This is a genomic window from Klebsiella sp. S69 (assembly GCF_016516145.1).
Classification (GTDB): domain Bacteria; phylum Pseudomonadota; class Gammaproteobacteria; order Enterobacterales; family Enterobacteriaceae; genus Klebsiella; species Klebsiella oxytoca.
Map to the genome: position 1 here is coordinate 84,987 of NZ_JACVUU010000016.1, position 24,841 is coordinate 109,827.

22 protein-coding genes are annotated in these 24,841 nt (G+C 56.0%); 21 read left to right on the forward strand and 1 reads right to left on the reverse strand.

Annotation, left to right across the window (positions count from 1 at the left end):
• Positions 1–15: 15 nt before the first annotated feature.
• The 19 genes from nuoB to IAE27_RS16635 all read left to right on the forward strand — a co-directional run bounded on the left by nuoB (position 16) and on the right by IAE27_RS16635 (position 21,878).
• Positions 16–690: an NADH-quinone oxidoreductase subunit NuoB gene (gene nuoB, locus IAE27_RS16545; RefSeq protein ID WP_002913178.1), complete on the forward strand. Its 675-nt coding sequence runs from the start codon at positions 16–18 to the stop codon at positions 688–690.
• A gap of 86 nt (positions 691–776) precedes the next feature.
• The gene (nuoC, locus tag IAE27_RS16550) at positions 777–2,585 is read left to right on the forward strand and encodes an NADH-quinone oxidoreductase subunit C/D (RefSeq protein WP_004104077.1); all 1,809 of its coding nucleotides are present in this window, start codon (positions 777–779) and stop codon (positions 2,583–2,585) included.
• Between the two features lie 2 nt (positions 2,586–2,587).
• Positions 2,588–3,088: an NADH-quinone oxidoreductase subunit NuoE gene (nuoE, locus tag IAE27_RS16555; protein ID WP_004104075.1), complete on the forward strand. Its 501-nt coding sequence runs from the start codon at positions 2,588–2,590 to the stop codon at positions 3,086–3,088.
• Entirely contained in the window at positions 3,085–4,422 is a 1,338-nt protein-coding gene (gene nuoF, locus IAE27_RS16560) for an NADH-quinone oxidoreductase subunit NuoF (protein ID WP_004104072.1), read from the forward strand. The genes nuoE and nuoF overlap by 4 nt, the downstream gene beginning before the upstream one ends.
• A gap of 155 nt (positions 4,423–4,577) precedes the next feature.
• Positions 4,578–7,304, forward strand: a complete 2,727-nt coding sequence (gene nuoG / locus IAE27_RS16565; RefSeq protein ID WP_016808372.1) for an NADH-quinone oxidoreductase subunit NuoG — start codon at positions 4,578–4,580, stop codon at positions 7,302–7,304.
• Positions 7,301–8,278, forward strand: coding sequence for an NADH-quinone oxidoreductase subunit NuoH (nuoH, locus tag IAE27_RS16570; protein WP_004104068.1), 978 nt, complete (start codon positions 7,301–7,303; stop codon positions 8,276–8,278). The genes nuoG and nuoH overlap by 4 nt, the downstream gene beginning before the upstream one ends.
• Before the next feature lie 14 nt (positions 8,279–8,292).
• A complete protein-coding gene (nuoI, locus tag IAE27_RS16575; RefSeq protein ID WP_004104066.1) occupies positions 8,293–8,835 on the forward strand; it encodes an NADH-quinone oxidoreductase subunit NuoI in 543 nt (180 codons plus the stop codon).
• Positions 8,836–8,845: 10 nt separating this feature from the next.
• The gene (gene nuoJ / locus IAE27_RS16580) at positions 8,846–9,400 is read left to right on the forward strand and encodes an NADH-quinone oxidoreductase subunit J (RefSeq protein ID WP_004104064.1); all 555 of its coding nucleotides are present in this window, start codon (positions 8,846–8,848) and stop codon (positions 9,398–9,400) included.
• Positions 9,397–9,699, forward strand: coding sequence for an NADH-quinone oxidoreductase subunit NuoK (gene nuoK, locus IAE27_RS16585; protein ID WP_004104062.1), 303 nt, complete (start codon positions 9,397–9,399; stop codon positions 9,697–9,699). The genes nuoJ and nuoK overlap by 4 nt, the downstream gene beginning before the upstream one ends.
• Complete coding sequence (nuoL, locus tag IAE27_RS16590) at positions 9,696–11,537, forward strand: NADH-quinone oxidoreductase subunit L (RefSeq protein ID WP_004104060.1); 1,842 nt, start codon at positions 9,696–9,698, stop codon at positions 11,535–11,537. Before nuoK ends, nuoL begins: the two co-directional genes overlap by 4 nt.
• 163 nt (positions 11,538–11,700) lie before the next feature.
• Positions 11,701–13,230 carry an NADH-quinone oxidoreductase subunit M gene (gene nuoM / locus IAE27_RS16595; protein WP_004114239.1) on the forward strand — a complete coding sequence of 510 codons (1,530 nt, stop codon included), beginning with the start codon at positions 11,701–11,703 and terminating at the stop codon, positions 13,228–13,230.
• A 6-nt stretch (positions 13,231–13,236) separates the two neighbouring features.
• Positions 13,237–14,694: an NADH-quinone oxidoreductase subunit NuoN gene (gene nuoN, locus IAE27_RS16600; RefSeq protein ID WP_004104058.1), complete on the forward strand. Its 1,458-nt coding sequence runs from the start codon at positions 13,237–13,239 to the stop codon at positions 14,692–14,694.
• A gap of 215 nt (positions 14,695–14,909) precedes the next feature.
• Positions 14,910–15,461: a tyrosine-type DNA invertase gene (locus IAE27_RS16605; RefSeq protein WP_024274515.1), complete on the forward strand. Its 552-nt coding sequence runs from the start codon at positions 14,910–14,912 to the stop codon at positions 15,459–15,461.
• Positions 15,462–15,886: 425 nt separating this feature from the next.
• Positions 15,887–16,423 (forward strand): fimbrial protein, encoded by a 537-nt coding sequence (locus IAE27_RS16610; RefSeq protein ID WP_200092676.1) that lies wholly within the window; start codon positions 15,887–15,889, stop codon positions 16,421–16,423.
• Positions 16,424–16,485: 62 nt separating this feature from the next.
• Positions 16,486–17,148, forward strand: a complete 663-nt coding sequence (locus IAE27_RS16615; RefSeq protein ID WP_004104055.1) for a molecular chaperone — start codon at positions 16,486–16,488, stop codon at positions 17,146–17,148.
• 30 nt (positions 17,149–17,178) lie between these two features.
• Positions 17,179–19,728, forward strand: a complete 2,550-nt coding sequence (locus IAE27_RS16620; protein WP_200092677.1) for a fimbria/pilus outer membrane usher protein — start codon at positions 17,179–17,181, stop codon at positions 19,726–19,728.
• Positions 19,729–19,747: 19 nt separating this feature from the next.
• The gene (locus IAE27_RS16625; protein WP_134883988.1) at positions 19,748–20,791 is read left to right on the forward strand and encodes a fimbrial protein; all 1,044 of its coding nucleotides are present in this window, start codon (positions 19,748–19,750) and stop codon (positions 20,789–20,791) included.
• 12 nt (positions 20,792–20,803) lie between these two features.
• The gene (locus IAE27_RS16630) at positions 20,804–21,313 is read left to right on the forward strand and encodes a fimbrial protein (protein WP_200092678.1); all 510 of its coding nucleotides are present in this window, start codon (positions 20,804–20,806) and stop codon (positions 21,311–21,313) included.
• 34 nt (positions 21,314–21,347) lie between these two features.
• Positions 21,348–21,878 carry a tyrosine-type recombinase/integrase gene (locus IAE27_RS16635; protein WP_004114230.1) on the forward strand — a complete coding sequence of 177 codons (531 nt, stop codon included), beginning with the start codon at positions 21,348–21,350 and terminating at the stop codon, positions 21,876–21,878.
• A 51-nt stretch (positions 21,879–21,929) separates the two neighbouring features.
• On the opposite strand, the gene rnz is transcribed toward IAE27_RS16635, so the two are convergent.
• The gene (gene rnz, locus IAE27_RS16640) at positions 21,930–22,850 is read right to left on the reverse strand and encodes a ribonuclease Z (protein WP_200092680.1); all 921 of its coding nucleotides are present in this window, start codon (positions 22,848–22,850) and stop codon (positions 21,930–21,932) included.
• 59 nt (positions 22,851–22,909) lie between these two features.
• Here rnz and IAE27_RS16645 point away from each other — a divergent pair, with 59 nt between their 5' ends.
• Positions 22,910–23,371, forward strand: coding sequence for a GNAT family N-acetyltransferase (locus tag IAE27_RS16645; protein WP_004104042.1), 462 nt, complete (start codon positions 22,910–22,912; stop codon positions 23,369–23,371).
• A gap of 97 nt (positions 23,372–23,468) precedes the next feature.
• Complete coding sequence (menF, locus tag IAE27_RS16650) at positions 23,469–24,794, forward strand: isochorismate synthase MenF (protein WP_115240129.1); 1,326 nt, start codon at positions 23,469–23,471, stop codon at positions 24,792–24,794.
• Positions 24,795–24,841 lie beyond the last annotated feature (47 nt).

The window sequence follows — 24,841 nt, forward strand, 5'->3', positions numbered from 1 at the left end:
AAGCGAGGCAATAAGATGGATTATACGCTCACCCGCATCGATCCTAACGGTGAGAACGACCGTTACCCCCTGCAAAAACAGGAGATCGTAACCGACCCCCTGGAGCAAGAAGTCAATAAAAGCGTGTATATGGGGAAACTCGAACACGCCTTGCATGACATGGTGAACTGGGGCCGTAAGAACTCAATCTGGCCTTATAACTTCGGCCTTTCTTGCTGCTACGTGGAAATGGTGACGTCATTCACCGCGGTGCATGACGTTGCGCGCTTTGGTGCGGAAGTATTACGTGCCTCCCCGCGTCAGGCTGACCTGATGGTGGTTGCGGGTACCTGCTTCACCAAAATGGCGCCGGTCATTCAGCGTCTTTATGACCAGATGCTGGAGCCGAAGTGGGTTATCTCGATGGGCGCATGCGCCAACTCCGGCGGAATGTACGATATTTACTCCGTCGTCCAGGGCGTGGATAAGTTTATTCCGGTCGATGTTTACATCCCGGGCTGTCCACCGCGTCCGGAAGCTTACATGCAGGCGCTGATGCTGCTGCAGGAATCCATTGGTAAAGAACGCCGTCCGCTCTCGTGGGTGGTAGGCGATCAGGGCGTGTACCGCGCCAATATGCAGTCGGAACGCGAGCGTAAACGCGGCGAGCGTATTGCAGTGACCAATCTGCGGACTCCGGACGAGATTTAACTTGCGCCTGCGGGCGGGATAAAAACTTCGCAAATCAATCTACTACAGCGCGAAGCCTCGCCAGCAGTCACCACGGACCTTTTGCAATGGTGAACAATATGACCGATTTAACCGCGCATGACGCCGCACCAGCCTGGCAAACCCGCGATCACCTTGATGACCCGGTGATCGGCGAACTGCGCAACCGTTTTGGGCCGGATGCCTTTACCGTTCAGCCTACCCGCACCGGCGTTCCGGTGGTTTGGGTTAAGCGCGAACAGCTGCTTGAGGTGGGTGATTTCCTGAAGAAATTGCCGAAGCCTTACGTGATGCTGTTCGACCTGCACGGCATGGACGAACGTCTGCGCACGCACCGCGACGGTTTACCCGCCGCGGATTTTTCCGTTTTCTATCACCTGATTTCAATAGACCGCAACCGCGACATCATGCTCAAGGTTGCCTTGTCTGAAAACGATCTGCATCTGCCGACCTTCACCAAACTATTCCCTAACGCTAACTGGTATGAGCGTGAAACCTGGGAGATGTTTGGCGTGACCTTCGACGGCCACCCGAACCTCAGGCGCATCATGATGCCGCCGACATGGGAAGGCCATCCGCTGCGTAAAGACTATCCGGCGCGCGCCACCGAATTTGACCCGTTTGAGCTGACCAAAGCCAAACAGGATCTGGAAATGGAAGCGCTGACCTTCAAACCGGAAGAGTGGGGCATGAAGCGCGGGACCGAAAACGAGGACTTCATGTTCCTTAACCTCGGCCCGAACCACCCTTCAGCGCACGGTGCGTTCCGTATTATTCTGCAGCTCGATGGCGAAGAGATTATCGACTGCGTACCCGATATCGGTTACCACCACCGCGGCGCGGAGAAGATGGGCGAACGCCAGTCCTGGCATAGCTACATTCCTTATACCGACCGTATTGAATATCTTGGCGGCTGCGTTAACGAAATGCCGTACGTACTGGCGGTAGAGAAACTGGCGGGTATTACCGTGCCGGACCGCGTCAACGTGATCCGCGTGATGCTCTCCGAGCTGTTCCGCATCAACAGCCATCTGCTGTACATCTCCACCTTTATCCAGGACGTCGGGGCGATGACGCCGGTATTCTTTGCCTTTACCGACCGCCAGAAGATCTACGATCTGGTGGAGGCGATTACCGGTTTCCGTATGCATCCGGCCTGGTTCCGCATCGGCGGCGTCGCGCACGACCTGCCTCGCGGCTGGGATCGCCTGCTGCGCGAATTCCTCGAGTGGATGCCGAAGCGTCTGGATTCCTATGAGAAAGCCGCGCTACGCAACACTATCCTGATCGGTCGTTCGAAAGGGGTTGCCGCCTATAATGCGAAAGAAGCGCTGGAGTGGGGCACCACCGGCGCGGGCCTGCGCGCCACCGGCATCGGCTTCGACGTACGTAAATGGCGTCCCTATTCTGGCTATGAAAACTTCGACTTTGAGATCCCGACCGGCGGTGGCGTCTCCGACTGCTATACCCGCGTGATGCTGAAAGTGGAAGAGCTGCGCCAGAGCCTGCGCATTCTTCAGCAGTGCCTCGATAACATGCCGGAAGGCCCGTTCAAGGCGGATCACCCGCTCACGACGCCGCCGCCGAAAGAGCGCACGCTGCAGCATATCGAAACCCTGATTACGCACTTCCTGCAGGTTTCCTGGGGCCCGGTGATGCCGGCGCAGGAATCCTTCCAGATGATTGAAGCGACGAAGGGGATTAACAGTTACTACCTGACCAGCGACGGCAGCACCATGAGCTACCGTACCCGCGTGCGTACGCCGAGCTTCGCGCACCTGCAGCAGATCCCGGCCGCCATTCGCGGCAGTCTGGTCTCTGACCTGATTGTCTATCTGGGTAGTATCGATTTTGTTATGTCAGACGTGGACCGCTAATTATGCACGAGAATCAACAACCACAAACCGAGGCTTTTGAGCTGAGTGCGGCAGAGCGTGAGGCGATTGAGCACGAGAAGCACCACTACGAAGACCCGCGTGCGGCGTCCATTGAAGCGCTGAAGATCGTTCAGAAGCAGCGCGGCTGGGTGCCGGACGGCGCAATCTACGCTATCGCCGATGTGCTGGGGATCCCGGCCAGCGACGTAGAAGGCGTGGCGACGTTCTATAGCCAGATTTTCCGCCAGCCGGTAGGGCGTCACGTGATTCGCTACTGCGATAGCGTGGTGTGCCATATTACCGGGTTCCAGGGCATTCAGTCGGCGATCGAGAAGAAGCTGGATATCAAACCGGGTCAAACGACCTTTGATGGCCGCTTCACTCTGCTGCCGACCTGCTGTCTGGGCAACTGCGACAAGGGGCCGACGATGATGATTGATGAGGACACTCACAGTTATCTGACGCCGGAAGCGATTCCTGACCTCCTGGAGCGGTATAAATGAAAACCATTATTCGTACTGCCGAAACCCATCCGCTGACCTGGCGGCTGCGCGACGACAAGCAGCCGGTCTGGCTGGATGAATACCAGAGCAAAAATGGCTACGCCGGGGCGCGTAAAGCGCTCTCCGGGATGGCGCCGGATGAAATCGTCACGGCGGTAAAAGACGCTGGCCTGAAAGGGCGCGGCGGCGCGGGCTTTTCCACCGGTTTGAAGTGGAGCCTGATGCCGAAAGACGAATCCATGAACATCCGTTATCTGCTGTGTAACGCCGATGAAATGGAGCCGGGTACCTATAAAGACCGCCTGCTGATGGAGCAGCTGCCGCACCTACTGGTGGAGGGTATGCTGATCTCCGCTTTTGCGCTGAAAGCTTACCGCGGCTACATCTTCCTGCGCGGAGAATATGTTGAAGCGGCTCAGCATCTGCGCCGGGCGATTGCCGAAGCGACCGAAGCGGGCCTGCTCGGTAAAAACATACTCGGCACCGGTTTTGACTTCGAGCTGTTCGTCCATACCGGGGCAGGGCGCTATATTTGCGGTGAAGAAACCGCGTTGATTAACTCTCTCGAAGGCCGCCGCGCGAACCCGCGCTCTAAGCCGCCGTTCCCGGCCAGCTCCGGCGTATGGGGCAAACCGACCTGCGTTAACAACGTTGAAACCCTGTGCAACGTGCCGGCGATTCTGGCTAACGGCGTTGAGTGGTATCAGAACATTTCCACCAGTAAAGATGCTGGCACCAAGCTGATGGGCTTCTCCGGGCGGGTGAAAAATCCGGGCGTCTGGGAGCTGCCGTTCGGCACCACCGCGCGCGAGATCCTCGAAGATTACGCCGGCGGCATGCGCGATGGCCTGAAGTTCAAGGCCTGGCAGCCGGGCGGCGCGGGTACCGACTTCCTGACTGAAGCGCATCTTGACCTGCCGATGGAGTTCGAAAGCATCGGTAAAGCGGGAAGCCGCCTGGGGACATCGCTGGCGATGGCCGTTGACCACGAGATCAACATGGTATCGCTGGTGCGCAACCTCGAAGAGTTTTTCGCCCGCGAGTCCTGCGGCTGGTGCACGCCTTGCCGGGACGGTCTGCCGTGGAGCGTGAAAATTCTGCGCGCTCTCGAGCGCGGCGAAGGGCAGCCGGGGGATATCGAGACGCTTGAGCAACTGTGTCGATTCCTCGGACCGGGTAAAACCTTCTGCGCGCACGCGCCGGGTGCGGTTGAGCCGCTACAGAGCGCGATTAAATATTTCCGCGAAGAATTCGAAGCTGGCATTAAACAGCAGTTCAGCAATACCCATGCAATCAACGGGATTCAGCCGAACCTGCTTAAGACGCGCTGGTAATGTATCCACAAGATCATTCAGGTTGCATCAAGGCGGCAACTGAGTGAACCCCCAGGACTTACTACAGTAAGTGACCGGGGTGAACGAAGGCAGCCAACGCAGAGGCCGCCTGAATGAAGAAGTGGAAAAGATTTTTTTACTTTGGAAGCACGCTAATGGCTACGATTCATGTAGACGGCAAAGAGTACGAGGTCAACGGAGCGGACAACCTGTTAGAAGCTTGTCTCTCTCTGGGTCTTGATATTCCTTACTTTTGCTGGCATCCGGCGCTGGGAAGCGTTGGTGCTTGCCGCCAGTGTGCGGTGAAGCAATATCAGAACGCGGAAGACACGCGTGGCCGCCTGGTGATGTCCTGTATGACTCCGGCATCCGACGGCACTTTTATTTCTATCGACGACGCAGAAGCGAAGCAGTTTCGCGAAAGCGTAGTTGAGTGGCTGATGACCAACCACCCGCACGACTGTCCGGTGTGCGAAGAGGGCGGCAACTGTCACTTACAGGATATGACCGTGATGACCGGTCATAGCTTCCGTCGCTACCGCTTTACCAAGCGTACCCACCGTAACCAGGATCTGGGGCCGTTCATCTCCCACGAAATGAACCGCTGCATCGCCTGCTACCGCTGCGTTCGCTACTATAAAGACTATGCCGACGGTACCGACCTGGGCGTCTATGGCGCTCACGATAACGTCTACTTCGGTCGCCCGGAAGACGGCGTGCTGGAGAGCGAATTCTCCGGCAACCTGGTTGAAGTCTGTCCGACCGGCGTCTTTACCGATAAAACACACTCCGAGCGCTATAACCGTAAATGGGATATGCAGTTTGCACCAAGCATCTGCCAGCAGTGTTCCATCGGCTGTAACATCAGCCCCGGCGAGCGCTACGGCGAACTGCGTCGTATCGAAAACCGCTATAACGGTACCGTTAACCGTTACTTCCTCTGCGACCGCGGACGTTTTGGCTACGGCTATGTGAATCTGAAAGATCGCCCGCGTCAGCCGGTTCAGCGTCGCGGCGACGATCTGATTACCCTTAACGCCGAGCAGGCGATGCAGGGGGCGGCAGATATTCTGCGCCAGTCGAAGAAAGTGATTGGTATCGGCTCCCCGCGCGCCAGCATTGAAAGCAACTTTGCGCTGCGTGAGCTGGTCGGCGCCGACAACTTCTATACCGGCATCGCGAAGGGCGAACAGGAACGCCTGCAGATGATGCTGAAAGTGCTGCGCGAAGGCGGTATTCATACCCCGGCGCTGCGTGAGATCGAATCTTACGATGCGGTGCTGATCCTCGGTGAAGATATTACCCAGACCGGCGCGCGTATCGCGCTGGCGGTGCGTCAGGCGGTGAAAGGCAAAGCGCGCGAAATGGCGGCGGCGCAGAAGGTCGCCGACTGGCAGATCGCCGCGATCCTTAACATCGGCCAGCGTGCGAAGCATCCGCTGTTCGTGACCAACATCGACGACACCCGTCTTGATGACATTGCGGCATGGACCTATCGCGCGCCGGTGGAAGATCAGGCGCGTCTTGGCTTCGCCATTGCCCACGCGCTGGACGATAGCGCGCCGGCGGTCGAAGGTCTGAGCAGCGAGCTGAAAGGCAAAATCGAGGTGATCGTTCAGGCGTTAGCCGGAGCGAAAAAACCGCTGATTGTTTCCGGAACTAACGCCGGCAGCATCGAGGTGATTCAGGCTGCAGCGAACGTGGCGAAAGCCCTCAAAGGCCGCGGCGCCGATGTTGGCGTGACCATGGTCGCCCGGGCAGTGAATAGCGTTGGTCTCGGGATGATCGGCGGCGGCTCGCTTGAAGAGGCGCTGAGTGAACTGGAAACCGGCGCAGCCGATGCGGTTATCGTGCTGGAAAACGATCTGCACCGCCACGCTTCAGCCGCCCGCGTAGATGCGGCGCTGGCGAAAGCGCCGCTGGTGCTGGTGGTTGACCATCAGCGTACGGCGATTATGGAAAAAGCGCATCTGGTGCTCTCCGCGGCAAGCTTTGCGGAAAGCGATGGCACCGTGGTCAACAACGAAGGTCGCGCCCAGCGCTTCTTCCAGGTTTACGACCCGGCCTATTACGATGCGAAAACCGTGATGCTGGAAAGCTGGCGCTGGCTGCACTCGTTGCACAGCACAGTGAACAATCGTCAGGTTGACTGGACGCAGCTGGACCACGTGATTGACGCCGCCATTGCCGCCCTGCCGCAGCTGGCCGGGATCAAAGACGCCGCGCCGGATGCGACCTTCCGCATTCGCGGTCAGAAGCTGGCTCGTGAACCGCACCGCTACAGCGGACGTACGGCGATGCGCGCCAACATCAGCGTGCATGAACCACGTCAGCCGCAGGATAAAGACACCATGTTCGCCTTCTCTATGGAAGGGAACAACCAGCCGTCCGCGCCGCGTTCGCAAATTCCGTTTGCCTGGGCTCCGGGCTGGAACTCCCCTCAGGCGTGGAACAAGTTCCAGGATGAAGTGGGCGGTAAACTGCGCCACGGCGATCCGGGCGTGCGTCTGATTGAAGCCTCCGCCAGCGGTCTTGAGTACTTTACCGCGGTACCGGCAAGCTTCCAGGCTGAAGAAGGGAAATGGCGTATCGCGCCTTACTACCATCTGTTCGGCAGCGACGAGCTGTCGCAGCGTGCTCCGGTATTCCAGAGCCGCATGCCGCAGCCGTACGTTAAGCTCAACCCGGCAGATGCCGCGAAGCTTGGCGTGAACGAAGGGGCGATGGTTTCCTTCAGCGTTGATGGCCAGGCGCTTAGCCTGCCGCTGGTAATCTCGGCGGGGCTGACGGCAGGGCAGGTTGGCTTACCGATGGGCTTGCCAGGGATTGCGCCGGTGCTGACCGGAGCGCGTATTGATACTCTGCAGGAGGCGAAAGCATGAGTTGGTTAACTCCCGATCTCATCGACATTCTGTTAGGCATCCTTAAGGCGGTAGTGATTCTACTGGTGGTGGTCACCTGCGGCGCGTTTATGAGCTTTGGCGAACGTCGTCTGCTGGGCCTGTTCCAGAACCGTTACGGACCTAACCGCGTGGGCTGGGGCGGTTCGCTGCAGCTTGTCGCCGACATGATCAAAATGTTCTTTAAAGAGGACTGGGTTCCGCGCTTCTCGGATCGCGTGATCTTTACTCTGGCGCCGGTGATCGCCTTTACTTCGCTGCTGCTGGCCTTCGCCATCGTGCCGGTCAGCCCGACGTGGGTGGTGGCCGATCTGAACATCGGTATCCTGTTCTTCCTGATGATGGCGGGCCTGGCGGTCTATGCGGTGCTGTTCGCCGGCTGGTCGAGCAACAACAAATACTCGCTGCTTGGCGCGATGCGTGCTTCTGCCCAGACCCTGAGCTACGAAGTGTTCCTCGGCCTTTCCCTGATGGGCGTAGTGGCGCAGGCCGGTTCATTCAACATGACCGATATCGTCAATAACCAGGCGCATCTGTGGAACGTCATCCCGCAGTTCTTTGGTTTCGTGACCTTTGCGATTGCGGGCGTGGCGGTATGTCACCGTCACCCGTTTGACCAACCGGAAGCGGAACAGGAGCTGGCTGACGGTTACCACATCGAATACTCCGGCATGAAGTTCGGTCTGTTCTTCGTCGGTGAATATATCGGGATTGTTACCGTATCGGCGCTGATCGTGACGCTGTTCTTCGGCGGCTGGAATGGCCCATGGTTACCTCCTTTCATCTGGTTCGCGCTGAAAACCGCGTTCTTTATGATGATGTTCATTTTGATCCGCGCATCATTACCGCGTCCGCGCTATGACCAGGTAATGTCCTTTGGCTGGAAGGTATGCCTGCCGTTAACGCTGATCAACTTGTTGGTAACGGCGGCTGTCATTCTCTGGCAGGCGCAATAAGGGGTGAATTGACCATGACCTTAAAAGAATTATTGGTAGGGTTTGGCACCCAGGTCCGCAGTATCTGCATGATCGGGATGCACGCCTTTGCCAAACGTGAAACTCGGATGTACCCGGAAGAGCCGGTATATCTGCCGCCGCGCTACCGTGGCCGCATCGTGCTGACGCGCGATCCGGACGGCGAGGAGCGCTGCGTTGCCTGTAACCTGTGTGCGGTAGCTTGTCCGGTAGGCTGTATCTCTCTGCAAAAAGCCGAAACTAAAGACGGCCGCTGGTATCCGGAGTTTTTCCGCATCAACTTCTCACGCTGCATTTTCTGCGGTCTGTGCGAAGAAGCATGCCCGACGACGGCGATTCAGTTGACCCCGGACTTTGAGCTGGGCGAATACAAACGTCAGGATCTGGTGTACGAAAAAGAGGATCTGCTGATTTCCGGTCCGGGTAAATACCCGGAATATAACTTCTACCGGATGGCGGGTATGGCAATCGACGGCAAAGATAAGGGCGAAGCAGAGAACGAAGCTAAGCCTATCGACGTCAAGAGCCTGTTACCGTAAGGAGAGGGCAATGGAATTCGCTTTTTATATCTGTGGCCTGATAGCCATCCTCGCTACTCTGCGGGTGATCACCCACACCAATCCGGTGCATGCGCTGCTGTACCTGATCATTTCGCTGTTGGCGATCGCCGGGGTGTTCTTCTCGCTAGGTGCTTACTTTGCCGGTGCGCTGGAAATTATCGTCTACGCCGGGGCCATTATGGTGCTGTTCGTGTTCGTGGTGATGATGCTCAATCTGGGCGGCAGCGAAATCGAGCAGGAGCGCCAGTGGCTGAAACCCGGGATCTGGATTGGCCCCGCCATCCTCTCTGCGGTACTGCTGGTGGTTATCGTTTACGCCATCCTCGGTATTAACGATCAGGGAATTGACGGTGCGGCGATTAACGCCAAAGAGGTCGGTATTGCGCTGTTTGGTCCGTACGTTCTGGCGGTGGAGCTGGCCTCCATGCTGCTGCTCGCGGGCCTGGTTGTTGCCTTCCATATCGGCCGCGAAGAGCGCGCCGGGGAAGTGCTGAGCAACCGCCCGAACGACAGCGATAAAAGAAAAACGGAGGAACACGCATGATCCCCTTAACACATGGACTGATCCTCGCCTCTGTCCTGTTTGTCCTCGGCCTGACGGGGCTGGTTATCCGCCGCAATCTGCTGTTTATGCTGATTAGCCTGGAGATCATGATCAATGCCGCGGCGCTGGCTTTCGTGGTTGCAGGAAGCTACTGGGGCCAGACCGATGGCCAGATAATGTATATCCTCGCCATCACCCTCGCCGCCGCGGAAGCGAGTATCGGCCTGGCGCTGCTGCTGCAGCTCCATCGTCGTCGCCAGAACCTGAACATCGATTCAGTAAGTGAGTTGCGCGGATGAACATGCTTACCCTAACCATTCTTTTGCCATTGATTGGCTTTGTTTTGCTGGCCTTCTCTCGCGGACGCTGGTCGGAGAATTTATCCGCCACCGTGGGGGTGGGTTCGGTCGGTCTGGCGGCGCTGGCGACGGCGTTTGTTGGCGTCGACTTCTTTGCCAACGGCAAACAGGCGGTCAGCGTTCCGCTGTGGACCTGGATGTCGGTGGGCGACTTCAATGTTGGCTTCAACCTGGTGCTGGACGGTCTCTCTCTGACCATGCTGTCCGTGGTCACCGGCGTCGGTTTCCTGATCCACATGTTCGCCTCCTGGTATATGCGCGGTGAAGAGGGCTACTCCCGCTTCTTCGCTTATACCAACCTGTTTATCGCCAGCATGGTGGTTCTGGTGCTCGCTGATAACCTGCTGCTGATGTACCTCGGCTGGGAAGGCGTGGGCCTCTGCTCCTATCTGCTGATCGGTTTCTACTACACCGATCCGAAGAACGGCGCGGCGGCAATGAAAGCGTTCGTAGTGACCCGCGTCGGCGACGTGTTCCTGGCGTTCGCGCTGTTCATTCTCTACAACGAACTGGGCACCCTGAACTTCCGCGAAATGGTTGAGCTGGCGCCTGCGCACTTTGCCGCCGGTAATAACATGCTGATGTGGGCAACCCTGATGCTGCTGGGCGGCGCGGTGGGTAAATCTGCGCAGCTGCCGTTGCAGACCTGGCTTGCGGACGCGATGGCTGGTCCAACGCCGGTCTCCGCGCTGATCCACGCCGCCACCATGGTGACCGCCGGCGTCTACCTGATTGCGCGCACGCATGGCCTGTTCCTGATGACCCCGGAAATTCTGCATCTCGTCGGGATCGTCGGAGCGGTAACGCTGGTGCTGGCAGGCTTCGCCGCGCTGGTGCAGACCGATATCAAACGCGTACTCGCATATTCCACCATGAGCCAGATTGGCTACATGTTCCTCGCGCTCGGCGTGCAGGCGTGGGATGCGGCGATTTTCCACCTGATGACCCATGCGTTCTTCAAAGCGCTGCTGTTCCTGTCGTCCGGTTCGGTGATCCTCGCCTGCCACCACGAACAGAATATCTTCAAGATGGGCGGCCTGCGTAAGTCTATTCCGCTGGTGTACGTCTGCTTCCTGGTGGGTGGCGCGGCGCTGTCCGCACTGCCGCTGGTGACGGCAGGCTTCTTCAGTAAGGATGAGATCCTGGCGGGCGCGATGGCGAACGGCCATCTGAATCTGATGGTGGCCGGTCTGGTCGGGGCATTTATGACCTCCCTGTACACCTTCCGTATGATTTTCATCGTGTTCCACGGCAAAGAACAAATTCATGCTCACGCAGGGAAGGGGATTACCCATCATCTGCCGCTGATTGTGTTGCTGGTGCTCTCAACCTTCGTTGGCGCGCTGATTGTGCCGCCGCTGGATGGCGTACTGCCGCAGACCACCGAGCTTGAGCATGGACGCGTCATGACCCTGGAGATTGCCTCCGGAGTGATTGCCATCGCCGGTATTCTGATTGCCGCCTGGCTGTGGCTGGGTAAACGCACATTGGTCACATCGATTGCCAACAGCGCGCCGGGTCGTCTGCTCGGGACCTGGTGGTACAACGCCTGGGGCTTTGACTGGCTGTACGACAAAGTGTTCGTCAAGCCGTTCCTCGGCGTGGCGTGGCTGCTGAAGAGCGATCCGCTGAATGCGCTGATGAACATTCCGGCGATCCTTTCCCGCTTCGCAGGTAAAGGCCTGGTGGTAAGCGAGAACGGCTATCTGCGCTGGTATGTGGCTTCAATGGGCATTGGCGCTGTCGTGGTGCTGGCGTTACTGATGGTATTGCGCTGAGTTTGAGGATTGTGGGCGTTGTCGGTTAACCCGACTTACAAGCAGTAGGCCCGGCAAGCATAGCGCTGCCGGGCAATAACACCCGCAATCCGAAGTGAATTTTCTGTGAGAATTCGTTGAAAATCGGTCCTGAACGGGACTTTAACAAGGAATAAAGATCGCCATGTTATTACCCTGGCTAATATTAATTCCCTTCATCGGCGGCTTCCTGTGCTGGCAGACTGAACGCTTTGGCGTAAAGGTGCCGCGCTGGATCGCGCTGATCACTATGGGATTGACGTTTCTGCTTGGCCTGCAGTTGTGGATGCAGGGCGGCTATTCTCTCACGCAATCTACCGGTATTCCGCAGTGGCAGTCGGAATTCGTGATGCCGTGGATCCCGCGATTCGGGATTAGCATTCATCTGGCTATCGACGGTCTGTCGCTGCTGATGGTGGTGCTGACCGGGCTGCTCGGCGTGCTGGCGGTGCTCTGTTCATGGCGCGAAATCGAGAAATATCAGGGTTTTTTCCATCTTAACCTGATGTGGATCCTCGGCGGCGTGATCGGCGTATTCCTGGCTATCGACCTGTTCCTGTTCTTCTTCTTCTGGGAAATGATGCTGGTGCCGATGTACTTCCTGATCGCGCTGTGGGGCCATAAGGCTTCCGACGGTAAAACGCGTATCACGGCGGCAACCAAGTTCTTCATTTATACCCAGGCGAGCGGTCTGGTGATGCTGATATCCATCCTGGCGCTGGCGTTTGTGCACTTCAACGCTACCGGCGTATGGACCTTCAACTATGAAGAGCTGCTGAAGACGCCGATGTCGCACGGCGTGGAATACCTGCTGATGCTGGGCTTCTTTATCGCTTTCGCGGTAAAAATGCCGGTGGTTCCGCTGCACGGCTGGCTGCCGGATGCGCACTCTCAGGCGCCGACCGCGGGTTCCGTTGATCTCGCGGGGATCCTGTTGAAAACCGCGGCCTACGGCCTGCTGCGCTTTGCGCTGCCGCTGTTCCCGAACGCTTCCGCCGAATTTGCGCCGATCGCGATGTGGCTTGGCGTCATCGGTATTTTCTACGGCGCGTGGATGGCCTTCAGCCAGTACGATATTAAGCGTCTGATCGCTTACACCTCCGTCTCCCATATGGGCTTCGTGCTGATTGCTATCTACACCGGCAGCCAGCTGGCTTACCAGGGGGCGGTGATTCAGATGATCGCTCATGGTCTGTCAGCAGCCGGTCTGTTTATCCTTTGTGGTCAGCTTTACGAGCGTCTGCATACGCGCGATATGCGCCAGATGGGCGGTCTGTGGAGCAAAATTAAGTGGCTGCCGGCGCTGTCGATGTTCTTTGCGGTAGCGACCCTCGGGATGCCGGGCACCGGTAACTTCGTCGGCGAATTTATGATTCTGTTCGGTAGCTATAAGACCGTGCCGGTGATTACCGTTATTTCTACCTTTGGTCTGGTGTTCGCTTCCGTGTACTCGCTGTCGATGCTGCATCGCGCGTACTTCGGTAAAGCAAAAAGCGAAATCGCCGCCAAAGCGCTGCCGGGAATGTCCCTGCGTGAACTGTCGATCATCCTGCTGCTGGTTGTTCTGCTGGTGCTGCTGGGCTTCTTCCCGCAGCCGATTCTGGACACCTCGCACTCTGCGATGAGCAACATTCAGCAGTGGTTTGTTAATTCTGTTTCTACTACAAGGCCGTAATTCGCCATGACAATAACTCCACAACAACTGATCGCACTGCTACCGTTGCTGATCGTCGGCTTGACGGTGGTAGTTGTGATGCTCTCCATTGCGTGGCGACGCAATCATTTCCTTAATGCCACGCTGTCGGTTCTCGGCCTTAACGCCGCGCTGATCTCACTCTGGTTCGTAGGCCAGAACGGGGCGATGGACGTCACGCCGCTGATTCGCGTTGACGGCTACGCCATGCTCTATACCGGCCTGGTGCTGCTGGCCAGCCTGGCAACCTGCACCTTTGCCTACCCGTGGCTTGAGGGTTACAAGGACAATAAAGAAGAGTTCTATCTGCTGGTGCTGATTGCCGCGCTGGGCGGCATTCTGCTGGCGGGCGCGAACCATCTTGCGGCGCTGTTCCTCGGCATTGAACTGATTTCGTTGCCGCTGTTTGGCCTGGTCGGCTACGCTTTCCGCCAGAAACGTTCGCTGGAGGCCAGTATCAAATATACGATCCTGTCCGCCGTTGCCTCTTCGTTCCTGCTGTTCGGTATGGCGCTGGTGTATGCCAATTCCGGTAACCTCTCCTTCCTGGCGCTCGGTAAGAGCCTGACGGATGGCATGCTGCATGAGCCGCTGCTGCTGGCCGGTCTCGGCCTGATGATTGTCGGTCTTGGCTTTAAGCTGTCGCTGGTGCCGTTCCATCTGTGGACGCCGGACGTCTACCAGGGCGCGCCTGCCCCGGTATCGACCTTTCTGGCCACCGCCAGCAAGATTGCTATCTTCGGCGTGGTCATGCGTCTGTTCCTTTACATGCCGGTGGGCGACAGCGAAGCAGTGCGGGTGGTTCTGGGTCTGATCGCCTTTGCATCGATTATCTTTGGTAACCTGATGGCCCTGAGCCAGACCAACATCAAACGTCTGCTCGGCTACTCTTCTATTTCCCATCTTGGCTATCTGCTGGTGGCGCTGATTGCCCTGCAGAGCGGTGAGATGTCGATGGAAGCGGTGGGCGTCTATCTGGCCGGATATCTGTTCAGCAGCCTCGGCGCTTTCGGCGTGGTGAGCCTGATGTCCAGCCCGTATCGCGGACCGGATGCGGATTCGCTCTACTCCTATCGCGGCCTGTTCTGGCACCGACCTATTCTGTCGGCGGTGATGACGGTGATGATGCTGTCTCTTGCCGGTATCCCGATGACGCTGGGCTTTATCGGTAAGTTCTACGTGCTGGCGGTGGGTGTGCATGCGCACCTGTGGTGGCTGGTCGGGGCGGTGGTCGTGGGTTCGGCGATTGGCCTCTACTACTATCTGCGCGTGGCGGTGAGCCTCTACCTCAGCGCGCCGGAGAAACTGAATCGCGATGCGCCGTCTAACTGGCAGTACAGCGCCGGCGGTATCGTCGTGCTGATCTCCGCGCTGCTGGTGCTGGTGCTCGGCGTGTGGCCGCAACCGCTCATCAACATCGTACAGCTGGCGACGCCGCTGATGTAATGCTGCACGCAGGTTGGGAACGAACAAGGACCGCTTCGGCGGTCCTTTTTTTATCTCTACCAGCAAGCGATGGGAATTTTCTTTAATATTGCCTATTTTTCGTATTATTCATGCTTTTTATCATATTAATCTCACTTTACGTTTCCACTCATCCTCTTATTTTCCGTACTATTATTGATACGCACACTGTTGTGTTCTGTAGATGGAGAAAGTGAATGAAAACAAGGCGTAAGCATTTGACTGTCGGTGAAGTTCAGCGTTTGGTTGATGCAGCCAGACGGGGGGCTAACCCGGAACGCGATGTCTGTTTATTGTGGATGTGTTTTAATCATGGATGCAGGGTGAGTGAAATTCGTCACTGGAAGCTCTCGGATATCGATATTCAAAGCGGGGTTATTTATATTCGACGGTTAAAAAATGGCTTTTCAACGACCCATCCCATATATAAACAAGAGGTGAAAGTTCTTAAGGAATGGCTGCGTGTGCGTAAGGATTATCCCGGTAATCATTCCGGCTGGCTCTTTTTATCGCGCAATGGTCAACCTTTATCCCGGCAGCGAATATATCAGATGATGAAGAACCTGAGTCTTGTCGCCCAGCTGGAGATCAGCGCTCATCCCCATATGCTGCGCCACGCCTGCGGTTTTGCGCTGGCTAACAACGGTGTCGATACGCGATTAATCCAGGATTTTCTCGGCCACAGGAATATTCAGCATACGGTCATTTATACGGCAAGTAATGATGCAAGATTTAGAGAGGTTTGGTAAATGAAATAGTCATTTTGTATCAAACTGTCTCCTATGCTATCCACAGGTGGTAACAATGTCAATTTATGATTAACAATATTTTTTGTTATGTTTTTCATATGCTTAAATTATATATTGGTGTCATTTATTCTTGGGGTTATTTAAATTAGCTTAATGCATGAGTTGTCTCTCCTCCCGACCCTTAGTGTTTTATCGTGTTTATTAAGGTTTCACCTGGCAAATATAAAATCAAATATGCCTTCCCTGGCAATTTATATTTCAATTAATTGAAGTGGTCAAATTGATACAAAATGACCACTTCAAAATATTATATCCATTCATGGGTCAATGTTTTGAAGCGTTATTAATATCAAGCGTAAATAAAAGGATGCGCTCAGTATTGCGCTTTTAAATTAATGCATTGACTGCATTGAAAAGGATAAATCATGAAAAAAACATTACTTGCTGCTGTAGTTGCCGGTTGCGCGGCGTTCTCTGGTGCTGCGCTGGCGGATGACGGTCAGGTGAAGTTTCTCGGCGAAATCATCGATACTGGCTGTGACGTGATTAATAACATGACCAACCCGCTGGAAGTTCAGATGGGGCAGATTGCCAAGACCGCGTTTAGTGGTACCGGTTCTACTGCGGCTGAACAGGATTTCTCGATCAAACTGGAAAACTGCCCGACGACCGTCGCCAAAGCATCGGTACTGTTCTCCGGCCCTAACGTCAACGGTGATAATGAAAAACTGGAGCTGACCGGCGCCGGTACCGATCCTGACGTTGCCGAAGGCGTGGCCCTGCAGCTGGTTGATGGCAGCAACAACAATACCCTGCCGCTGTTCACCCGTTCCACCAGCCTGAATATTCCGGCTACCGGCAAAATCGATCTGCCGTTCCGCGTTCGTTATATCCAGACTGATACCACAGTGGTTGCCGGTAAGGCAGACGGTAGCGCGAACTTCACTATCAGCTACAACTGATTCTCCGTTTGTATGACAGTGTTAGCGAGCCCTGCGTGGCTCGCTTTTCCAGGGAGCTGGAGATGAAACGATACCTGAAAGTGCTAATGGCTGGATGGCTGTTAGTGGGCGCTGCGGCACATGCGGGCGTCGTCACCGGGGGCACTCGCCTGATATATCCCGGGGGCAAAAAAGAATCCTCTCTGAGCGTTACCAATACCGATGCTACGCCTTATCTCATTCAAAGCTGGGTAGAAGCTGCGCAGGGGGCCGCCCCTTTTCTGTTGACTCCGCCTTTATTTCGCCTGGATGGTGAGCAGCAAACCCGTCTGCGAGTGATTTATAGCGGCGGCCTGCCGGAAAACAAAGAGAGCATGTTCTGGATGAACATCAAAGCGATTCCCTCTTCGCAAGCGAAAGCCGGGGCCAACACCCTGCAGATCGCGATCAAAACGCGCATCAAACTTATCTATCGACCTAAATCCGTCGTGGGTTCGCCGGAGATGGTAACGGAACAGCTTCGCTGGGCGCGTAGCGGTAACACGCTCCAGGTAACTAATCCGACCGCGTTCTATATGAATTTCGCCGAGGTCAAAATAGGCGGGGCCGAAGTCAAGGACGCCAACTGGGTGGGGCCAGGGGAAACGGCGCGCTTTGAACTACCGCGCGGCAGCGCCGGCGCTTTGCAGTGGAAGCTGATTAACGATTACGGCGGAATCGGCGCGCAGCACCGCGCTAATTTGTAGAGGCTGTCTGGCCAGGGAGTTCCAGAGAAAATGAAAAATAATCATAAAAAATGGCGGCTTAACCGGATAGCCGGAGCTCTGGCCGTTGCGCTGTTACCGCTGTGTGACGAGGTCCTGGCGCGGGATGTTTTCAACCCGGCCCTGTTGGAAATGGATGGACCTCAGACGGGCATCAGGGATTTATCAGCCTATGAGCAGGTCGGAGGCCAGCAGCCGGGCAGCTATCGGGTGGATATTTACCTTAATAACGTTTTTATGGATACCCGCGATGTGACTTTTCAGCAGGGTGAAGGCGCCGGGAAAACGGAACTGCAGCCGTGCCTGAAGGTTGAAGAGCTTGCGGAATGGGGCGTGCGCGTCTCCCGATTTCCAGAGCTGGGGCGTAAGTCAGCAAACTGTGCGGATATGAGCGTCATACCGCAGGCGAAAGCCGAGTTTCGTTTCAGCCAACAGCGGCTGTTATTAAGCTTCCCTCAGGCGGCAGTGTCCAGCGCAGCCCGGGGCTGGGTCGATCCTAAACAGTGGGATGACGGAGTGACGGCGCTGCTGCTGAATTACGCTTTTAGCGGAGCCAACAACTGGTCGCGCAAGAACGACACGCCGGATAGCGATAATCAATACGTTAACCTCCGTCCCGGTATTAACATCGGACCGTGGCGTTTGCGTAACTACACGACCTGGACCCGCAGCAGCGGCGGCGGCGAGTCGAGTAACAGCTGGGATACGGTCTACACCTATGCGCAGCGCAATATTAATGCTCTGCAAGGGGTGATGACGCTGGGCGACAGTAGCACCGACGCCGACGTTTTTGAAGGTATTCCCTTTCGCGGAGCGATGCTGGCTTCCGATGACGATATGCTGCCGGAAAGCCTGCGCGGCTATGCGCCGGTTGTGCGCGGGATCGCGCGGACTAACGCCCAGGTCATTATTCGCCAGAACGGCTATGAGATTTATCAGACCTACGTCTCCCCCGGGGCATTTGAAATCACCGATATGTATCCGACCGGGGGTTCTGGCGATCTGTCGGTGACTATCAAAGAGGCCGATGGCAGCGAGCAGAACCTGATCGTGCCCTATGCTTCACTCCCCGTTCTGCAGCGTGAAGGGCGTCTGAAATATAGCGTAACTACTGGGGTGTATCGCGCCTACGACAACAGTATTGACGAGACGCCTCTCTCTCAGGCAACGGCCATCTACGGTCTGCCATGGGGATGGACGTTGTACGGCGGCGGTCAGTTTAGTAGCAAATATCAGTCGCTGGCGTTGGGTATGGGCAAAAACCTCGGCGAACTGGGGGCCGTATCGACCGACGTTACCCAGGCCTGGTCGAATCGCCAGGATAAAGATAAAGAGAGCGGTCAGTCGGTTCGTGTTCGTTACAGCAAAGATCTTCCGGGATTAGGGACCAACGTCAGCCTGGCAGGATATCGCTATGCCACCAGCGGTTACTGGGATATGCAGGAGGTGCTGGATACCTATCGCGATGACGCCTATACGCCTTCAGTGGAACGGCGGCGCAACCGGGGAGAGGTGACGATCAGCCAGAGTCTTGGTGATGAGATGGGGTCGCTGTCGCTAAGCTATATTCGCGAGGACTACTGGAACACCGGTCGTACCATGGAGTCAGTGGGCGTCGGTTACAACAATAGCTGGCGCGGCATCAGCTATAGCATGAACTATAGCTACAATCGCAATACCACCGATCAGAACACCGGTAAACGTAATGATGAAGACCATCTGTTCGCCTTAAGCATCAGCATACCGCTGGGCGAATGGCTGCCTAATCCGGTCTATGCTAACTACTCCCTTAACAGCAGCAAAAATGGCTCGACTACCAACAACCTGGGCCTCTCCGGTACCTTGCTGGAGCGTAACAACCTGAGCTGGAGCGTACAGGAAGGTTACACCAGCCAGGGAAGAGGGGAGAGCGGCAGCGTTAACGCCGACTGGCGTGCGACCTACGCGGAACTGACCGGCGGCTACAGTCATGATAAATACAGCCACCGCCTGAACTACGCCCTGCGCGGCGGAGTACTGGCGCATGAGAATGGGCTGACGCTCGGGCAGCCATTTGGTGAAACCCTCGCTTTAGTTAAAGCCCCGGGCGCCGCGGGCGTTGGCATCAACAACCAGACCGGCGTCAGAACCGACTGGCGGGGCTATGCCCTGGTACCTTACACCTCGCCGTATCGTAAAAACACCTTAACGCTTGATACCAGCATGATGCCGGATGATGTCGACCTTGAGCTAACGACGCAAACGGTGGTGCCAACCCGCGGGGCGGTAGTGCGCGCTAATTACGCTACCAGCGTCGGTAGCCGGGTGCTGATGACGGTGCGTCAGGATAACGGGCGGCCGGTGCCTTTTGGCGCCATGGTCAGCATTCCTGGAGCCGCGTCATCTGAGCAAGCTTTTATCGTTGGCGATAGCGGCCAGGTCTATCTGACCGGGCTGGAATCTAGCGGGGTACTTAACGTGAAATGGGGGGCCAGCGCGCAAGATCGCTGCCGGGTCCAGTATGCGCTGCCGTCAGGGAAAAGCCTCACCGGCATTATCGTAGCCCAGGGGCTATGCCGTTAATCGAAAGGATGCAGAGACAATGAAACGATTTTCATGGGGATTACTGACCGGTCTGGCGGCGCTGGCGATATCGCCGCAGACTATGGCGGAAACGGGCTGGTGTCAGAATACGGGTAATGGCGGAGCTCCTTTCCAGGACAGCTTTTCATTTATTGAAACTTTTACTAACCCTTCGCAAAACCAGGCCGGAATGGCGTTCCCTCGTCTGTACCATTGGACTACCGGGGGAACCTATCAGGCGAAATGTGATTGCGGTAGCGATGTTACTGGTACTACGTATTTTCGAGCCACTGTTCCGGGATTAGTCGCGACGCAAACCCGAAGCGGCTTGAATTATTATCAGCTGAATAAATACCTGGAAATCGCCAGCGAGCTATTTATTGCCGGCGGGGTGAATCAGTATTTACCGACGCCCATTCAGGATAAAAGCAATCTAAATAATCAGGGTTATGCCTGTAACCCGGGCGGTACGCTGTTTAATACCGGTTCAGTGGGATATATCTCGCTCTACTTTACCCGGCCGTTCGTCGGTCAGGTGACGATCCCGCCAACGGTGATCCTGAACGTTTACGGGTCGCGGAAAACGGGGAGCTATAGCAGTATTCCTCTCACGCAGATCTCAATGAGCGGCTCGGTAACAGTACCGCAGTCCTGCGAGATTAATACCGGTCAGCCGATTAATATCGACTTCGGCGATATTGCCGCGAATAACTTTAAAACTTCAGGTCAGATGCCGACGGGCTTTACGCCGCATGTTGTCAATATGACGGTAGCCTGTACTAATATTTCCTCAGGGGTAAAAATTGCGCTTTCCTTCCAGGGAACGGCGGATACGAATGACAGTACCGCGCTGGCGACCACAAATAGTGATATTGCGGTTCGTATAGAAAATATTACTGGTGTCAAAATCCCCGTTATATCCGGAATGCTGCCGGTCAATCTGAATTACGCGACCCAGAAAGGGGACACGACCATGAAAATCTATCCGATTAATACCACCGGGAATGTACCCGATGGTGGCGGATTTACGGCGACGGCAACCATTCAAGCAGAAATCGAATAGCAGGAGTGAATAATGAAAAAGGCGCTATGGCTGGCATTGCTGCTGCCTGTTTTTTCATCCTGGGGCGGCATCCCTCTGAACGTGATGGGTAATATTTATTATCTCCCCTGCGACGTTAGCACCGACACGAAGTATCAGGAGGTGAATTTCGGCACGCTGCTGAATATCGATTTTCAAACTGCCGGCACCGCTTCTGAGTGGAAAACCTTTAGCCTGAATGTTGAAAATTGCCCGGCGGGTACGACGAAAGCGACGGTGAAATTTGATGGCGTGACCGACGGCGATGATGCCACGCATTTCGCCAATATGGCCGCCAGCGATGCGGCGCAAAATATCGCGCTGCAGATAACCAATACCGATCATTCCACAACCTATAAAAACCAGGATCGGATGACTATTGCTATTAACGGTAGCACCGGCAAAGGCGAATTCACGCTGGCCGCGCGCTTATATTCAACGCAGGGCGGAGCAAAAGTGGGAAAATTCGAGTCGGTGGTGCAGCTGACTTTTACCTATCAGTAATTGTATGTATTAAATGGATGAAAAGGAATGTCATATGCAGGATGAGACGGAATATCTGAGCGTTAAAGACGTTGAGCGCCTGGTGCTTGCCGCACATTATTGTGCGCACCCCGAGAGAAATAGCTGCATGATCCAAATGTGCTTTTTGCACGGTTGTCGGATTAATGAAATTACCGCATTAACTTTGCGGGATGTCGACCTGCCGGGAAAACGAATTTATATTCGCCGGGCGCGTCACGGGATCTCGGGGTATCATCCATTACAACCCAAAGAGATTATCTCATTACAGCGCTGGCTGTTGGCCAGAGAGTGTTATCCAGCCCATAATGATTTACTCTTTATCTCTTCGCGGGGAAATCAGATGACTCGCCAGCGTTTTTATCAAATCATTCGTGAATGCTGTGAGCTGGCGAAACTGAAGCAAAATATTCACCCGCGGATGCTGCGCCATGCTTGCGGATATGAATTGGGTAAAAAAGGCATAGATGATGACTCTATCCAGGATTATCTGGGCTATCGCAATTTAAAATCTATTCTACGTTATAACGGTTATGTTGAAGAGTAATTTTTGGCGTAATCGCGGGTAGCGTTCATCTCCCGCGTTACGCCTATTTTTTTATTCGATGTTATAAACCAGAAAATCTTCCGCCAGCACGGTAGGGGGAAAGACCTCCCGACACTCAGCCAACAGCCGCTGACAGCCTTCGGCATCATAGCGCGAGCTAAAATGAGTGGCGATAAGCGTCCCGACGCCTGCTTCCCTCGCTAACGCCGCCGTTTGCTGGCTGGATGAATGCCCGCGACCGTTGGCTTTTTCCGCCATCGCCTGTTCGAGCGTAACCTCATGAACCATAACGTCCACGCCGCGCGCCAGCTCCAGCGCCTCCGGGCAGGGGGCGGTATCGCCGAAAATCGCCAGCTTCTTACCGGGCGTTGCCGGCCCAAGGTAGCGGCTGCCGTCAATCAACTGACCATCTTCCAGTTCAACCGTCAGCCCCAGTTTTAAGCGGTGGAACAACGGACCGGGAGGCACGCCCTCGGCGATAAGCTGTGCGGCATCAAGGGTACCCGGCTTATCATGCTGTTCGATCCGATAGCCGTAGCACTCAACCGGATGGTTTAACGGCCAGGCGGTGACCCGGAAACCGGCTTCATCAAATACCAGACCCGGTTCGACTTCGACGATTGCCAGTGGATAATCGGTCCAGGAACCGCTAAGACGCAGGGCGGTTTCCACAAACTCCTTAAGCCCCTTTGGCCCGTATAGCGTTAACGGCAGAGAATTACCCTGCATTGAGCGGCTGCACAGCAGGCCGGGAAGACCGAACAGATGATCGCCATGTAAATGGGTAATAAAGATCTTATTCAGCTTGCCGGGATGATAAGGGGTGTGGAGAAACTGATGCTGCGTTCCCTCCCCGCAGTCGAACAGCCACATCTCCGCCATAGTTGGCTGTTGCAAATTCAGCACCATCGACGTCATATTACGCGTACGGGTTGGCACGCCAGCGGATGTCCCCAAAAAGAGTAATTCCATCGTCCAGTGTCCTCAGGGCGTGGGTCAAAAAACAAAGTATACCAACTAAGGAACCGCAGATGATGACATGGCAGGATCTTCACCACGCTGAACTGACCGTCCCCCAGCTCTATGCTGTGCTGAAATTACGCTGTGCGGTGTTCGTTGTCGAACAAACCTGCGCCTATCAGGATATCGACGGCGACGACCTGGTAGGGGAAAACCGCCATCTTCTCGGCTGGCGCGGCGATGAACTGGTGGCCTATGCGCGCATTCTCAAGAGCGATGATGAATATGAGCCGGTCGTGATTGGCCGGGTGATCGTCAGCCCGGCGGTGCGCGGCGAAAAGCTGGGCTATCAGCTGATGGAGCAGGCGCTGGCCAGCTGCCGTCAACACTGGCCGCAAAAGGCCATCTATCTTGGCGCCCAGGCGCATCTGCAAAAATTCTACGCCAGCTTCGGCTTTGTGCCGGTGACCGACGTCTACGACGAGGACGGCATCGACCATATTGGCATGGCATACGAAATCGCCACCCACTAGCCGCCGGGCTGATTAAAAGCCGCTCCCTCATCGTGGGTACTGCTATTCCGCAGCAGTACCCCGTATAATGTGGGGTTTTTACTCCGTGGAGGTTTGCGTGCTGTCTGTGTCCACCGCGCTGGAAAGCCTGTACCGCTGCCTGGATGAAGCGTTTCCGCCATCGCCCGGCTGGCGCATCTTCGATATCCCCTTCGCGCTGAATGACGCTTTTGATCCGCTTCTGTGGTGTACCCATCAGCAGCAGTGGCCGCAGTTCTACTGGCAGCAGCGCAGCGGCGATGAAGAGCTGGCCGCTCTGGGGGCGGTAAAAATCTTTTCCTCTCTGCCGCAGGCGCACGCTTTTCTTCAGCAACAAGCGCGTGACGATCTGCGGATTTGCGGCCTTAATGCGTTTGATCCGCAGCGCGGCATGCTGCTGTTGCCGAGGCTGGAGTGGCGTCGGCTTGGCGGTCACGCCACGCTACGCCTGACGCTGTATAGCGATACCTCACTGCGTGACGATGCCTGCGCGGCGCGCGAGTTTCTCCGCTCGCTGACGACCCGGCAAGCGCAGCCCGGCACGCTTCCTTCTCTGCTCAGTGAGCAGCATTTCCCGGCTTATTCGCAGTGGCGAGATCTGGTTGCACAGGCGACACAGGCGATAGCGGCAGGGGAGATGGATAAAGTCGTGCTGGCGCGCGCCACCGATTTGCAGTTTGCCGCCCCGCTGAACGCCGGGGCGATAATGGCCGCCAGCCGCCGCAGCAATCTGCACTGTTTTCATTATCTGATGGCCTTTAATCCGCAAGAAGCCTTCTTCGGCTCAACGCCGGAACGGCTATGGCGACGGCGCGGCGCGCTGATGCGTACCGAGGCGCTGGCGGGAACAGCGGCCAGCCATGAGGACGATCGCCAGGCGCAGCGCCTGGGCGACTGGCTGATGGGCGATGACAAGAACCAGCGGGAAAATATGCTGGTGGTTGAGGATATCTGTCAGCGTATGCAGGCGGAGACGCGCGCGCTGGAGGTGCTGCCGCCGCAGATCGTCCGTTTGCGTAAAGTGCAGCATCTGCGGCGCTGTATATGGGCCGAGCTGGACGTCCCCGATGATGCCCGCTGTCTGCGCCAGCTCCAGCCCACGGCGGCGGTCGCCGGGCTGCCGCGTCAGGTGGCGCTGGATTTTATCACCCGGAACGAGCTTTTTACCCGCGACTGGTATGCGGGCTCTGCCGGTTATCTGTCGCTGGCGCAAAGCGAATTTTGCGTTTCGCTACGCTCGGCGAAGGTACAGCAGCATACGCTCAGGCTCTACGCCGGAGCGGGCATCGTCAGCGGCTCTGACCCGGAGCACGAGTGGCAGGAAATTGAAAATAAAGCTGCAGGCTTGCGTTCGTTACTGCTCACAGAAGCAGAGATAAAACGATGCATATCAAAACGGCAATAACGGGCTTTATCTATACTTAGCGTCAATATTTGATATCGGACAAATTC

Bases quoted from the DNA above. Each gene is read 5' to 3' on its own strand.
- nuoB (WP_002913178.1), top strand. From the start codon at position 16: ATGGATTATACGCTCACCCGCATCGATCCTAACGGTGAGAACGACCGT.
- nuoC (WP_004104077.1), top strand. From the start codon at position 777: ATGGTGAACAATATGACCGATTTAACCGCGCATGACGCCGCACCAGCC.
- nuoE (WP_004104075.1), top strand. From the start codon at position 2,588: ATGCACGAGAATCAACAACCACAAACCGAGGCTTTTGAGCTGAGTGCG.
- nuoF (WP_004104072.1), top strand. From the start codon at position 3,085: ATGAAAACCATTATTCGTACTGCCGAAACCCATCCGCTGACCTGGCGG.
- nuoG (WP_016808372.1), top strand. From the start codon at position 4,578: ATGGCTACGATTCATGTAGACGGCAAAGAGTACGAGGTCAACGGAGCG.
- nuoH (WP_004104068.1), top strand. From the start codon at position 7,301: ATGAGTTGGTTAACTCCCGATCTCATCGACATTCTGTTAGGCATCCTT.
- nuoI (WP_004104066.1), top strand. From the start codon at position 8,293: ATGACCTTAAAAGAATTATTGGTAGGGTTTGGCACCCAGGTCCGCAGT.
- nuoJ (WP_004104064.1), top strand. From the start codon at position 8,846: ATGGAATTCGCTTTTTATATCTGTGGCCTGATAGCCATCCTCGCTACT.
- nuoK (WP_004104062.1), top strand. From the start codon at position 9,397: ATGATCCCCTTAACACATGGACTGATCCTCGCCTCTGTCCTGTTTGTC.
- nuoL (WP_004104060.1), top strand. From the start codon at position 9,696: ATGAACATGCTTACCCTAACCATTCTTTTGCCATTGATTGGCTTTGTT.
- nuoM (WP_004114239.1), top strand. From the start codon at position 11,701: ATGTTATTACCCTGGCTAATATTAATTCCCTTCATCGGCGGCTTCCTG.
- nuoN (WP_004104058.1), top strand. From the start codon at position 13,237: ATGACAATAACTCCACAACAACTGATCGCACTGCTACCGTTGCTGATC.
- IAE27_RS16605 (WP_024274515.1), top strand. From the start codon at position 14,910: ATGAAAACAAGGCGTAAGCATTTGACTGTCGGTGAAGTTCAGCGTTTG.
- IAE27_RS16610 (WP_200092676.1), top strand. From the start codon at position 15,887: ATGAAAAAAACATTACTTGCTGCTGTAGTTGCCGGTTGCGCGGCGTTC.
- IAE27_RS16615 (WP_004104055.1), top strand. From the start codon at position 16,486: ATGAAACGATACCTGAAAGTGCTAATGGCTGGATGGCTGTTAGTGGGC.
- IAE27_RS16620 (WP_200092677.1), top strand. From the start codon at position 17,179: ATGAAAAATAATCATAAAAAATGGCGGCTTAACCGGATAGCCGGAGCT.
- IAE27_RS16625 (WP_134883988.1), top strand. From the start codon at position 19,748: ATGAAACGATTTTCATGGGGATTACTGACCGGTCTGGCGGCGCTGGCG.
- IAE27_RS16630 (WP_200092678.1), top strand. From the start codon at position 20,804: ATGAAAAAGGCGCTATGGCTGGCATTGCTGCTGCCTGTTTTTTCATCC.
- IAE27_RS16635 (WP_004114230.1), top strand. From the start codon at position 21,348: ATGCAGGATGAGACGGAATATCTGAGCGTTAAAGACGTTGAGCGCCTG.
- rnz (WP_200092680.1), bottom strand. From the start codon at position 22,850: ATGGAATTACTCTTTTTGGGGACATCCGCTGGCGTGCCAACCCGTACG.
- IAE27_RS16645 (WP_004104042.1), top strand. From the start codon at position 22,910: ATGATGACATGGCAGGATCTTCACCACGCTGAACTGACCGTCCCCCAG.